Source organism: Yeosuana aromativorans, assembly GCF_014646655.1.
Lineage (GTDB): Bacteria > Bacteroidota > Bacteroidia > Flavobacteriales > Flavobacteriaceae > Yeosuana > Yeosuana aromativorans.
This window is the reverse complement of the sequence record NZ_BMNR01000004.1, coordinates 174,291-187,220: the sequence shown is the minus strand read 5'-3', so window position 1 is coordinate 187,220 and position 12,930 is coordinate 174,291. Positions and strand designations below refer to the sequence as shown.

Genomic DNA, 12,930 nt, shown 5'->3' with positions numbered 1-12,930 from the left:
TTTTGAGTTTTAGTTTAAACTTGAAACTTTAAACTTGAAACCTGCAATTAAAACCGCCGGTGTAGCTCAGGGGTAGAGCGTTTCCTTGGTAAGGAAGAGGTCACGGGTTCAATTCCCGTCATTGGCTCTATCAAAGTTAAAACGTAGACACTAATATATTATATAACTAAGATTAAATAAATTTAAACATGGCAAAGGCAAATTTTGATCGTTCAAAACCACACTTAAATATTGGTACAATTGGACACGTAGATCACGGTAAAACAACTTTAACTGCTGCTATTACAACTGTTTTAGCTAAAGCAGGATTGTCTGAATTGAGAAGTTTCGATTCAATCGATAATGCTCCAGAAGAAAAAGAAAGAGGTATTACTATTAATACATCACACGTAGAATATTCAACTGCAAATCGTCACTACGCACACGTTGACTGTCCAGGTCACGCGGATTACGTAAAAAACATGGTAACTGGTGCTGCTCAAATGGACGGTGCTATTTTGGTTGTTGCTGCAACTGATGGTCCAATGCCACAAACTCGTGAGCACATCCTTTTAGGGCGTCAAGTAGGTATTCCACGTATCGTTGTTTTCTTGAACAAAGTTGACATGGTGGATGATGAAGAGCTTTTAGAGCTTGTTGATATGGAAGTTAGAGACCTATTGAACTTCTATGAGTATGATGGAGATAATGGACCTGTTATTCAAGGATCTGCTTTAGGTGCACTTAACGGTGAAGAAAAATGGGTTAATACCGTAATGGAATTAATGGATGCTGTTGATAACTGGATTGAATTACCAGAACGTGATGTTGAAAAACCATTCTTAATGCCAGTTGAAGACGTATTCTCTATTACTGGTCGTGGTACTGTTGCAACAGGACGTATTGAAACTGGTGTTGCTAACACAGGTGATCCAGTAGAAATCATTGGTATGGGGGCTGAAAAATTAACATCTACTATTACTGGTGTTGAAATGTTCCGTAAAATATTAGATAGAGGTGAAGCTGGTGATAACGTTGGTATCTTATTAAGAGGTATTGAGAAAACACAAATCTCTAGAGGTATGGTTATCTGTAAACCAGGTTCTGTTAAACCACATGCTAAATTTAAAGCTGAGGTTTATATCTTGAAAAAAGAAGAAGGTGGTCGTCACACGCCATTCCACAACAACTATCGTCCACAGTTCTACGTTCGTACAACTGACGTAACTGGTAATATAGCATTACCATCAGGAGTTGAAATGGTTATGCCAGGAGACAACTTAACTATTACTGTTGAGCTTATTCAACCAATTGCATTAAACGTAGGTTTACGTTTCGCTATCCGTGAAGGTGGTAGAACAGTTGGTGCTGGTCAGGTAACTGAGATTTTAGACTAATACAGTAAAATAAATATTAAGTTAAGGTATTCCGTTTTTATGGAATGCCTTGACTTATATTTACGGGTTTAGCTCAGTTGGTAGAGCACTGGTCTCCAAAACCAGGTGTCGGGAGTTCGAGTCTCTCAACCCGTGCTTGGAAAAATTAATAGCTTTTGAAATAGACTTTGTTCATTCAAAAGAGAAAATGCGGAGACTGAAATTTTATGCAAAATAAAATTCAAATCCGTTAAATTAAAGAAAATATAAATGGCTGGAATTGTAAATTATATAAAGGAATCATTTGGCGAGCTTAAAAACAATGTAAGTTGGACACCTTGGGCAGAAGCTCAAAATCTAACGGTTTTGGTAGCCGTATTTTCAATTTTGTTTTCTTTGGCAATTTGGGGCGTTGATACCGTATTCAGTAAAGTGATAGGGTTTTACTTTCAATTGATTAATTAATAAGTAAAAGAAGATTCTATGTCTGAAGCTGGTGGAAAAAAATGGTATGTTGTTAGAGCGGTAAGCGGTCAAGAAAACAAAATCAAGACCTATATCGAGAATGAAATAGCTCGTTTGGGCCTGCAAGATTATGTTGATCAAGTATTGGTTCCAACTGAAAAAGTCATCCAAATCCGTAATGGCAAGAAAATAAACAAAGAGAAAGTTTATTTTCCTGGTTATATTATGATTCAAGCAAACTTAACAGGCGAAGTGCCTCATATCATCCGTTCAGTAACAAACGTTATTGGATTTTTAGGTGAAACAAAAGGCGGTGACCCTGTGCCATTAAGACAATCGGAAGTCAACAGAATGTTAGGTAAAGTTGATGAATTGACTGTTGATGCAGATGCCAATGTGGCCATTCCGTTTACCAAAGGCGAAACTGTTAAAGTTATTGATGGTCCGTTTAATGGATTTGACGGAACGATTGAAAAGATAAATGAAGAAAAGCGTAAGCTTGAAGTAATGGTTAAGATTTTTGGAAGAAAAACACCATTGGAATTGAGCTATATGCAAGTTGAAAAAGTATAATAATTGTTACACTAAATATATGGATACGCTCTTCAGCTTCAATTTTTAAGAAGCGTATCAAACTAAATTATTAAAAATGGCAAAAGAATTAGGTAAAGTAGTTAAGTTACAAGTTCGGGGAGGTGCTGCGAATCCGTCGCCACCGGTTGGACCCGCTTTAGGAGCTGCTGGAGTTAACATCATGGAGTTTTGCAAGCAATTTAATGCTAGAACACAAGACAAGCCAGGTAAAGTATTACCAGTTGTTATCTCTGTTTACAAAGACAAATCATTTGACTTTGTAATTAAGACTCCTCCTGCAGCGGTACAATTATTAGAAGCGGCCAAATTAAAAAAAGGTTCAGGAGAACCAAACCGAAAAAAAGTAGCTAAAGTGTCTTGGGATCAAATCAAAACAATAGCAGAAGACAAAATGGTAGATTTAAATGCATTTACTATTGAATCTGCTATGAAAATGGTTGCCGGTACAGCAAGATCAATGGGTATAACCGTAACAGGGCAATTCCCTAATTAATCTATTAAAGACATTAAGAAATGGCAAGATTAACAAAAAAGCAAAAGGAAGCTTTAGCGAAAATAGAAAAAGGGAGAGTGTATTCTCTTAGTGAAGCGTCTGCATTGGTAAAGGAAATTACCTTTACAAAATTTGATGCATCAGTTGATATCGCAGTTAAATTGGGTGTTGATCCCAGAAAAGCGAATCAAATGGTAAGAGGCGTAGTATCATTACCTCACGGTACTGGTAAGGACATGAAAGTATTAGCATTGGTTACACCAGATAAAGAAGCGGAAGCTAAAGAAGCTGGTGCAGATTATGTTGGGTTAGACGAATATCTTGAAAAAATCAAGAATGGTTGGACTGACGTTGACGTGATTATTACTATGCCAAGTGTGATGGGGAAATTAGGTCCTTTAGGACGTGTATTAGGTCCAAGAGGCTTAATGCCAAACCCAAAAACTGGTACAGTAACCATGGATGTTGCAAAAGCCGTTGCTGAAGTAAAAGCTGGTAAAATAGACTTTAAAGTTGATAAAACCGGTATTGTACATGCAGCAATAGGAAAAGCATCATTCAGCGCTGATAAAATTGCTGGAAACGCAAATGAACTATTACAAACATTAATTAAATTAAAACCAACTACAGCCAAAGGCACTTACGTGAAAAGCATTTTCTTGTCTAGTACCATGAGTCCAAGTGTTGCTGTTGATCCTAAAATTGGTTAATTAGTTAAAAACTTTTATTATGACAAGAGAAGAAAAATCACAAGTAATTGAAGAATTAACGTTACAATTAGCCGATAATTCAAATATATATCTAGCAGATATTTCAGGATTAAACGCAGGTAGCACTTCAAGCTTACGTCGTGCTTGTTTTAAAGCCAACGTAAAACTGGCAGTAGTAAAAAATACATTACTTGAAAAGGCAATGGAAGCCTCTGATAAAGACTTTGGAGATCTTCCTTCTGTACTTAAAGGAAATACATCTGTGATGTACTCTGAAACAGGTAATGCACCGGCCAAAATAATTAAAACGTTTCGTAAAAAATCAGATAAACCTTTGTTAAAAGGAGCGTTTATTGCTGAAGCGATTTATATTGGTGATGAGCAGTTAGATGCCTTGGTTGATATCAAATCTAAAGAAGAAGTGATTGGAGACATTATAGCATTGCTACAATCTCCAGCCAAGAATGTTGTTTCTGCACTTAAATCAAGTGGTGGAAAACTAGCTGGTATTATTAAAACGTTATCTGAAAAAGAAGGATAACACAAAATCAAGTACGCACTTTATTACAATTATATTACAATTAAAAATTTATTAAAACGATAGAAAAATGGCAGATTTAAAAGATTTCGCAGAACAATTGGTTAACTTAACAGTAAAAGAAGTAAACGAGTTAGCTACTATTTTAAAAGAAGAGTATGGTATTGAGCCTGCTGCTGCAGCTGTAGCTGTTGCTGCTGGACCTGCTGCTGGTGGCGAGGAAGCTGCTGAAGCTCAAACTGAATTTAATGTTATATTAAAAGCTGCAGGTGCTTCTAAATTAGCAGTTGTTAAATTAGTTAAAGAATTAACTGGTCTTGGCTTAAAAGAAGCTAAAGAATTAGTTGATAATGCACCAAGCCCAATTAAAGAAGGTGTATCTAAAGACGAAGCTGAAGGTTTAAAATCATCTTTAGAAGAAGCTGGAGCAGAGGTTGAGCTTAAGTAAGCTTAACTACCAAACAATACAAAGGTTTAGGTCTGGAGTTTAACTTCAAGACCTAAACCATTTTGCGTATATAATCATTAGATACGCTATAAATATTTTTTTAATCATAATTCCGTCCATTGATGTTGTCAACACAAGCTGAAAGATTAAATTTCTCGTCTATTGTCAATAGAACCGAATACCCAGATTTTCTGGATATTCAGATTAAATCCTTCCAGGATTTTTTCCAATTAGAAACAAAATCTGAAGAAAGAGGAAATGAAGGTCTGTATAATACCTTTATGGAAAACTTCCCGATTACAGACTCACGTAATCAATTTGTTTTAGAATTTTTAGATTATTTTGTAGATCCGCCGCGATATGCTATTGATGAGTGTATTGAAAGAGGGCTTACATACAGCGTCCCGCTTAAGGCACGGTTAAAATTATACTGTACAGATCCTGAGCATGAGGATTTTGAAACCATCGTTCAAGATGTGTATTTAGGGACCATACCTTACATGACACCTAGTGGTACGTTTGTTATCAATGGTGCTGAAAGGGTTGTGGTTTCGCAATTGCACCGTTCACCTGGTGTGTTCTTTGGACAATCATTCCATGCCAATGGAACCAAATTATATTCAGCAAGGGTTATTCCATTTAAAGGCTCTTGGATTGAATTTGCAACAGATATCAATCAGGTGATGTATGCCTATATTGATAGAAAGAAAAAATTACCGGTAACTACTTTGTTCAGGGCCATAGGTTTTGAACGAGATAAAGATATTCTTGAGATTTTTGATCTTGCTGAAGAAGTAAAAGTATCAAAATCTGGTTTAAAAAAGGTGTTGGGCCGTAAGCTTGCTGCACGTGTTCTTAACACATGGCATGAAGATTTCGTTGATGAGGATACTGGAGAAGTTGTATCTATTGAGCGTAACGAAATTGTTTTGGATCGTGATACAGTTCTTGATAAAGATAACATTGAGGAAATTCTTGAAGCAGAGGTTCACACCATCTTGCTTCACAAAGAAAGTGCGCAACAAGGTGATTATGCTATTATTCATAATACCCTTCAAAAAGATCCAACAAACTCTGAAAAAGAAGCTGTTGAACACATCTATAGACAACTTCGTAATGCCGAGCCACCCGATGAGGAGACCGCTCGTGGTATTATAGATAAACTATTCTTTAGTGATCAACGTTACTCTTTAGGTGAAGTAGGCCGTTACAGAATGAACAAGAAATTAGGTCTTGATATTGGAATGGATAAGCAAGTGCTTACCAAAGAAGATATCATTACCATTATAAAATACTTAATTGAGCTTATCAACTCCAAAGCAGAGATTGATGATATTGACCACTTATCAAACCGTCGTGTACGTACCGTTGGTGAGCAATTATCGCAACAGTTTGGTGTTGGTTTAGCACGTATGGCGCGTACCATCCGTGAGCGTATGAACGTTCGTGATAACGAGGTGTTCACACCAATCGACTTAATTAATGCGAAAACATTATCGTCGGTAATTAACTCGTTCTTCGGTACAAACCAATTATCTCAGTTCATGGACCAAACAAACCCATTAGCAGAGATTACTCACAAGCGTCGTTTATCGGCTCTTGGACCAGGAGGTTTATCAAGAGAAAGAGCAGGGTTTGAGGTACGTGATGTACACTATACACACTACGGCCGTTTATGTCCTATTGAAACACCAGAGGGACCAAATATTGGTTTGATTTCCTCATTGTCTGTTTACGCCAAAGTAAACTCAATGGGATTCATTGAAACACCATATCGTTCGGTCGAAAATGGTGTTGTTGATATCAAAAATGAACCGGTTTATTTAAGTGCTGAAGAAGAAGAAGGTAAATTGATTGCCCAAGCAACGGTTAAGGTTGATGATAATGGAAAAATCTTGCATGATAAGGTTATCGCAAGAATGGAAGGTGATTTCCCTGTTATTGAGCCAACAAATCTTCATTTTACAGATGTTGCACCTAACCAAATTTCATCGATTTCGGCTTCGTTGATTCCATTCTTGGAACATGATGATGCCAACCGTGCCTTGATGGGTTCAAACATGATGCGTCAAGCGGTACCACTATTATTGCCTGAGGCTCCTATTGTTGGAACAGGGTTAGAACGTCAAGTAGCGTCTGATTCCCGTGTATTGATTAATGCAGAAGGTAACGGTGTTGTTCAATATGTGGATGCCACTGAAATAGTTATAAAATATGACCGTACTGAAGATGAGGCCAAAGTAAGTTTTGACAGTGATGTGAAAACCTATCCATTGGTTAAATTCAGAAAAACTAACCAAGGTACCAGTATCAACCTAAAACCAATTGTGGTAAAAGGTGATAAGGTAACCAAAGGTCAAGTGTTGTGTGAAGGCTACGCGACCCAAAAAGGGGAGTTAGCTCTTGGTAGAAATATGAAAGTGGCCTTTATGCCATGGAAAGGATATAACTTTGAGGATGCGATTGTAATTTCTGAAAAAGTTGTTCGTGAAGATATTTTTACATCTATCCACATTGATGAATATTCACTTGAAGTACGTGATACCAAGTTGGGTAATGAAGAATTGACTAATGATATTCCTAACGTTTCTGAAGAAGCTACCAAAGATTTGGATGAAAATGGAATGATTCGTGTTGGTGCTGAAGTAAAACCTGGTGATATTCTTATTGGTAAGATCACTCCAAAAGGAGAAAGCGATCCAACTCCAGAAGAAAAATTATTACGGGCTATTTTTGGTGACAAAGCTGGTGATGTTAAAGATGCGTCTTTAAAAGCCTCTCCATCATTAAACGGTGTTGTTATTGAAAAGAAATTATTTGCACGTGCCGTAAAAGACAAACGCAAAAGAGCGCAAGACAAAGATGATATTGCACAACTTGAAGCAGTTTATGATGCGAAATTTGAGGATTTAAAAAATGTTTTAATCGAAAAATTATTCAATATCGTAAACGGTAAAACAGCTCAAGGTATTTATAATGATTTAGGTGAGGAAGTATTGCCAAAAGGCAAAAAATTCACGCTAAAAATGTTAAATGCTGTTGATGATTACGCGCACTTGGTGTCTGGAAAATGGACGACTGACGACCATACCAACAAATTGGTTGCAGACCTTATCCATAACTATAAAATCAAGGAAAACGACTTGCAAGGATCTTTAAGACGTGAGAAGTTTACCATTTCTGTAGGTGATGAATTACCTGCAGGTATTATCAAGTTGGCTAAAGTTTACATTGCTAAAAAGCGTAAGCTAAAAGTTGGTGATAAAATGGCAGGACGTCACGGAAACAAGGGTATTGTAGCGCGTATTGTTCGTCAAGAAGATATGCCTTTCCTTGAAGATGGAACACCAGTTGATATTGTATTGAATCCACTAGGAGTACCATCACGTATGAACATTGGTCAGATTTATGAAACCGTTCTAGGATGGGCCGGACAAAAATTAGGTCGCAAATATGCAACACCAATTTTTGATGGTGCAACTTTAGATCAAATCAATGGATTTACTGATGAAGCTGGCATTCCAAGATTTGGACATACCTATTTGTATGACGGTGGAACTGGAGAGCGATTTGATCAACCAGCAACTGTTGGGGTTATCTACATGTTGAAATTAGGCCACATGGTTGATGACAAAATGCATGCGCGTTCAATAGGACCATACTCATTAATTACGCAACAGCCACTTGGTGGTAAAGCACAATTTGGTGGACAGCGTTTTGGTGAAATGGAGGTTTGGGCACTTGAAGCTTATGGTGCTTCTTCAACCTTACGTGAGATCTTAACCGTAAAATCTGATGATGTTATTGGTAGAGCAAAAACATACGAAGCTATCGTAAAAGGCGAGCCAATGCCAGATCCAGGATTACCAGAATCTTTTAACGTGTTGATGCACGAATTGAAAGGTCTTGGATTAGACATTAGATTAGAGGAATAATATATAGCACACCCTGAAAGGGGTGTGCAAAAAGTTTACAAAATAATTCGATATCACCATATATTATGGCAAGAAAACAAGATAAGAATACAGTACAGAGGTTTAACAAAATCTCAATTGGTTTAGCATCACCTGAGTCTATTTTAGCAGAATCAAGAGGTGAAGTTTTAAAACCAGAAACTATCAATTATCGAACTCACAAACCAGAGCGAGATGGTTTGTTCTGTGAGCGTATTTTTGGTCCTGTAAAAGACTACGAATGTGCTTGTGGTAAATATAAGCGAATCCGTTATAAGGGCATTGTATGTGATCGTTGTGGCGTTGAAGTAACCGAGAAAAAAGTGCGTCGTGATCGCGTAGGGCACATTAATTTGGTTGTTCCCGTTGCACACATTTGGTATTTCCGTTCATTACCAAATAAAATAGGATATTTATTAGGATTGCCTTCTAAGAAATTAGATATGATCATTTACTACGAACGTTACGTAGTTATTCAACCTGGTAATGCTAAAAATATTGACGGAGAGCCATTACAGCAAATGGATTTCTTAACCGAAGAAGAATATTTAACTATTCTTGAGTCCCTTCCACAAGAAAATCAATATCTAGAAGATACAGACCCAAATAAGTTTCTTGCAAAAATGGGTGCTGAATGTTTGATTGAGTTATTGTCAAGAATCGATTTAGAGGCGTTATCTTATGATTTACGCCACAAAGCCAATACAGAAACGTCTAAACAACGTAAAACGGAGGCTTTAAAACGTTTGCAAGTTGTTGAATCGCTTCGTGAATCCAATGGAAACAGGGAAAATCGTCCAGAATGGATGATCATGAAGGTTATTCCAATCATTCCACCAGAATTACGTCCGTTAGTGCCGTTAGATGGTGGTCGTTTTGCAACATCAGATTTAAATGATTTATACCGTCGAGTAATCATCAGAAACAATCGTTTAAAGCGATTGGTTGAAATCAAAGCGCCTGAAGTGATTTTACGTAATGAAAAACGTATGCTTCAAGAAGCCGTTGATTCGTTGTTTGATAATACCCGTAAGTCTTCTGCTGTTAAAACAGATTCAAACAGACCACTTAAATCATTATCTGATTCCTTAAAAGGAAAACAAGGGCGTTTCCGTCAAAACTTGTTAGGTAAACGTGTTGATTATTCGGCTCGTTCAGTAATTGTTGTTGGACCAGAATTAAAATTATTTGAGTGTGGTTTGCCCAAAAATATGGCAGCGGAACTTTACAAACCTTTTGTTATTAGAAAACTAATTGAAAGGGGTATTGTAAAAACCGTAAAATCAGCTAAAAAAATAATCGATAAAAGAGAGCCAGTAGTTTGGGATATCTTGGAAAATGTTCTTAAAGGACATCCGGTATTGCTAAACCGTGCTCCTACATTGCATAGATTGGGTATTCAAGCTTTCCAGCCAAAATTGATTGAAGGAAAAGCTATCCAATTACACCCATTAGTGTGTACGGCATTTAATGCGGATTTTGATGGTGACCAAATGGCGGTACACTTGCCATTAGGACCAGAAGCTATTTTGGAATGTCAGTTATTAATGTTAGCTTCTCACAATATCCTAAACCCAGCAAACGGTTCACCGGTAACGGTTCCTTCGCAAGACATGGTTTTAGGGTTGTATTATATGACCAAAGAACGTAAATCAACTCCTGAAGCTCCGGTTAAAGGAGAAGGATTGACATTCTATGCGCCAGAGGAAGTGGAAATTGCATTCAATGAAAAGAAAGTAGATTTAAATGCATCTATTAAAGTAAGAACATTGGATATCAATGCTGATGGTAAATTGGCACCAACTATCATTGAAACAACAGTTGGTCGCGTATTGTTTAACCAAAAAGTGCCTCAAGCCGCTGGTTATATCAATGAAGTATTGACTAAAAAATCATTAAGGGATATCATTGGTAACATCCTTAAATTCACATCTGTTCCTGAAACAGCTGAATTCTTGGATGAAATCAGAACATTAGGATTTAAATTCGCTTTCCAAGGTGGATTGTCATTTAGTTTAGGTGATATTATTATTCCACCAGAAAAAGGAGACATGATTTCTGCTGCCAATAAGCAAGTAGATGGCATTATGGCCAACTATAATATGGGACTTATAACCAATAATGAGCGTTATAACCAAGTTATTGATATTTGGACACCTACCAATGCAGCGTTAACCGAGTTGTCTATGAAACGTATCCGTGAGGATCAACAAGGGTTTAACTCTGTGTATATGATGCTTGATTCTGGAGCTCGTGGATCTAAAGAACAGATCCGTCAGCTTACCGGTATGCGTGGTTTGATGGCCAAGCCTAAAAAATCAAATGCTGGTGGTGGTGAGATTATTGAAAACCCAATTCTTTCAAACTTTAAAGAAGGACTTTCAATTTTAGAATACTTCATCTCTACCCACGGTGCTCGTAAGGGTCTTGCCGATACAGCTCTTAAAACAGCGGATGCGGGATACTTAACTCGTCGTTTGGTTGATGTGTCACAAGATGTTATCATCAACACAGAAGATTGTGGTACGTTGAGAGGTGTTGAAGTTGAAGCGCTTAAGAAAAATGATGAGGTTGTTGAAACCCTTCAAGAACGTATTGTAGGGCGTGTAGCATTAAATGATGTTTACAATCCTGTTACTGAAGAATTGTTGGTAGCATCTGGTCAATTAATTGAAGATGATATTGCTAAAACTATTGAAGAATCACCAATTGAAAGTTTAGAAGTACGTTCTGCATTGACTTGTGAAGCTAAACAAGGTATTTGTGCCAAGTGTTACGGTCGTAATTTAGCAACCGGCAAAATGGTTCAAAGAGGTGAAGCAGTTGGTGTTGTTGCCGCGCAATCTATTGGAGAGCCTGGTACACAGTTAACACTTCGTACCTTCCACGTAGGTGGTATTGCAGGGAACATTTCAGAAGAGAATAAGTTATCTGCTAAATTCAATGGTATAGCTGAAATTGAAGATCTTAAAACAGTTAAAGGTGAAGACAGTGAAGGTAATGCAGTTGATATTGTGATTTCGCGTACATCTGAAATTAAAATTACCGATAAGAAAACTGGAATTACCTTAAGTACCAACAACATTCCTTATGGTTCTACACTATATGTTAAAAATGGTGATGAATTAAGCAAAGGAGATGTGGTATGTTCTTGGGATCCATATAACGGTGTGATTATTTCAGAATTTGCTGGTAAAGTAAAATATGAAAACATTGAGCAAGGTATTACTTACCAAGTTGAAATTGATGAACAAACAGGTTTCCAAGAAAAAGTAATTTCTGAATCCAGAAATAAACGATTAATTCCAACACTTCATATTGAAGATGGAAAAGGAAATGTGTTGCGTTCTTACAACTTACCAGTTGGAGCTCACTTAATGATTGATGATGGTGACAAAATCAAGGTTGGTAAAATTTTGGTTAAAATCCCACGTAAGTCTGCAAAATCTGGAGATATTACTGGAGGTCTGCCTCGTGTAACAGAATTGTTTGAAGCACGTAATCCATCCAATCCAGCGGTTGTTAGTGAAATAGATGGAGTGGTTTCTTTTGGTAAAATTAAAAGAGGAAACCGTGAGATTGTAGTTGAGTCTAAGTTAGGTGAAGTTAAAAAATACTTAGTGAAATTATCAAGTCAGATTCTTGTTCAAGAAAATGACTATGTTAAAGCAGGTATGCCACTTTCTGACGGATCAATTACGCCTAATGACATATTGGATATTAAAGGGCCTTCTGCAGTACAGCAATACTTGGTGAACGAAGTGCAAGAAGTATATCGTTTACAAGGTGTAAAAATTAACGACAAACACTTTGAGGTTGTTGTAAGACAGATGATGCGTAAAGTTAGAATCATTGATTCAGGAGATACCATTTTCTTAGAAGATCAGTTAGTTCATAAATCTGATTTTATTGAAGAGAACGATAAAATATTTGGTCTTAAAGTAGTGGAAGATCCAGGAGATTCTGCAACTCTTAAAGCGGGACAAATCATTTCGCCTCGTCAATTAAGAGATGAAAACTCTATTTTACGTAGAGAAGATAAAAACCTTGTTGTTGCCAGGGATGCACAACCTGCAACCGCAACACCAATATTGCAAGGTATCACAAGAGCATCACTTCAAACAAAATCATTTATTTCAGCGGCATCGTTCCAAGAAACCACAAAGGTTCTTAACGAAGCGGCCGTCGCAGGAAAGGTTGATGATTTGGAAGGACTAAAAGAAAATGTAATTGTTGGACATAGAATCCCTGCCGGAACCGGTATGAGAAGATACAACAACATTATAGTTGGTTCTAAAGAAGAGTTTGATGAAATGATGCAAGCCAGAAAAGAAGTAAATTATAATTAATAGACTAGTATTCCCGCAAATGCGG

Annotated in this window: 9 protein-coding genes and 2 tRNA genes; all 11 read left to right on the top strand. The window is 37.1% G+C overall.

The genetic code is table 11. The features are described 5' to 3' along the window. Positions 1–55: 55 nt before the first annotated feature. The 11 genes from IEW94_RS09920 (at position 56) to rpoC (ending at position 12,905) form a co-directional block, all read left to right on the top strand. Positions 56–127, top strand: a tRNA-Thr gene (locus tag IEW94_RS09920). A gap of 61 nt (positions 128–188) precedes the next feature. Then, positions 189–1,376, top strand: coding sequence for an elongation factor Tu (gene tuf, locus IEW94_RS09915; protein WP_188652516.1), 1,188 nt, complete (start codon positions 189–191; stop codon positions 1,374–1,376). A gap of 62 nt (positions 1,377–1,438) precedes the next feature. Beyond that, positions 1,439–1,511 (top strand) — tRNA-Trp (locus IEW94_RS09910). Between the two features lie 114 nt (positions 1,512–1,625). After that, positions 1,626–1,820: a preprotein translocase subunit SecE gene (gene secE, locus IEW94_RS09905; protein WP_188652514.1), complete on the top strand. Its 195-nt coding sequence runs from the start codon at positions 1,626–1,628 to the stop codon at positions 1,818–1,820. 18 nt (positions 1,821–1,838) lie between these two features. Continuing rightward, positions 1,839–2,393, top strand: a complete 555-nt coding sequence (gene nusG / locus IEW94_RS09900; RefSeq protein WP_188652512.1) for a transcription termination/antitermination protein NusG — start codon at positions 1,839–1,841, stop codon at positions 2,391–2,393. Positions 2,394–2,469: 76 nt separating this feature from the next. Further along, a complete protein-coding gene (gene rplK / locus IEW94_RS09895; protein WP_166965739.1) occupies positions 2,470–2,907 on the top strand; it encodes a 50S ribosomal protein L11 in 438 nt (145 codons plus the stop codon). A gap of 20 nt (positions 2,908–2,927) precedes the next feature. Next, positions 2,928–3,617, top strand: a complete 690-nt coding sequence (gene rplA / locus IEW94_RS09890) for a 50S ribosomal protein L1 (protein ID WP_188652510.1) — start codon at positions 2,928–2,930, stop codon at positions 3,615–3,617. A gap of 19 nt (positions 3,618–3,636) precedes the next feature. Further along, positions 3,637–4,158 carry a 50S ribosomal protein L10 gene (rplJ, locus tag IEW94_RS09885; protein WP_188652508.1) on the top strand — a complete coding sequence of 174 codons (522 nt, stop codon included), beginning with the start codon at positions 3,637–3,639 and terminating at the stop codon, positions 4,156–4,158. A gap of 67 nt (positions 4,159–4,225) precedes the next feature. Next, entirely contained in the window at positions 4,226–4,603 is a 378-nt protein-coding gene (rplL, locus tag IEW94_RS09880; protein WP_188652506.1) for a 50S ribosomal protein L7/L12, read from the top strand. A gap of 122 nt (positions 4,604–4,725) precedes the next feature. Next, positions 4,726–8,538: a DNA-directed RNA polymerase subunit beta gene (rpoB, locus tag IEW94_RS09875; RefSeq protein ID WP_188652504.1), complete on the top strand. Its 3,813-nt coding sequence runs from the start codon at positions 4,726–4,728 to the stop codon at positions 8,536–8,538. A gap of 65 nt (positions 8,539–8,603) precedes the next feature. Then, the gene (rpoC, locus tag IEW94_RS09870; protein WP_188652503.1) at positions 8,604–12,905 is read left to right on the top strand and encodes a DNA-directed RNA polymerase subunit beta'; all 4,302 of its coding nucleotides are present in this window, start codon (positions 8,604–8,606) and stop codon (positions 12,903–12,905) included. Positions 12,906–12,930 lie beyond the last annotated feature (25 nt).

Excerpts from the sequence above, each read along its gene's own strand:
- tuf (WP_188652516.1), top strand. The coding sequence starts at position 189 with ATGGCAAAGGCAAATTTTGATCGTTCAAAACCACACTTAAATATTGGT.
- secE (WP_188652514.1), top strand. The coding sequence starts at position 1,626 with ATGGCTGGAATTGTAAATTATATAAAGGAATCATTTGGCGAGCTTAAA.
- nusG (WP_188652512.1), top strand. The coding sequence starts at position 1,839 with ATGTCTGAAGCTGGTGGAAAAAAATGGTATGTTGTTAGAGCGGTAAGC.
- rplK (WP_166965739.1), top strand. The coding sequence starts at position 2,470 with ATGGCAAAAGAATTAGGTAAAGTAGTTAAGTTACAAGTTCGGGGAGGT.
- rplA (WP_188652510.1), top strand. The coding sequence starts at position 2,928 with ATGGCAAGATTAACAAAAAAGCAAAAGGAAGCTTTAGCGAAAATAGAA.
- rplJ (WP_188652508.1), top strand. The coding sequence starts at position 3,637 with ATGACAAGAGAAGAAAAATCACAAGTAATTGAAGAATTAACGTTACAA.
- rplL (WP_188652506.1), top strand. The coding sequence starts at position 4,226 with ATGGCAGATTTAAAAGATTTCGCAGAACAATTGGTTAACTTAACAGTA.
- rpoB (WP_188652504.1), top strand. The coding sequence starts at position 4,726 with ATGTTGTCAACACAAGCTGAAAGATTAAATTTCTCGTCTATTGTCAAT.
- rpoC (WP_188652503.1), top strand. The coding sequence starts at position 8,604 with ATGGCAAGAAAACAAGATAAGAATACAGTACAGAGGTTTAACAAAATC.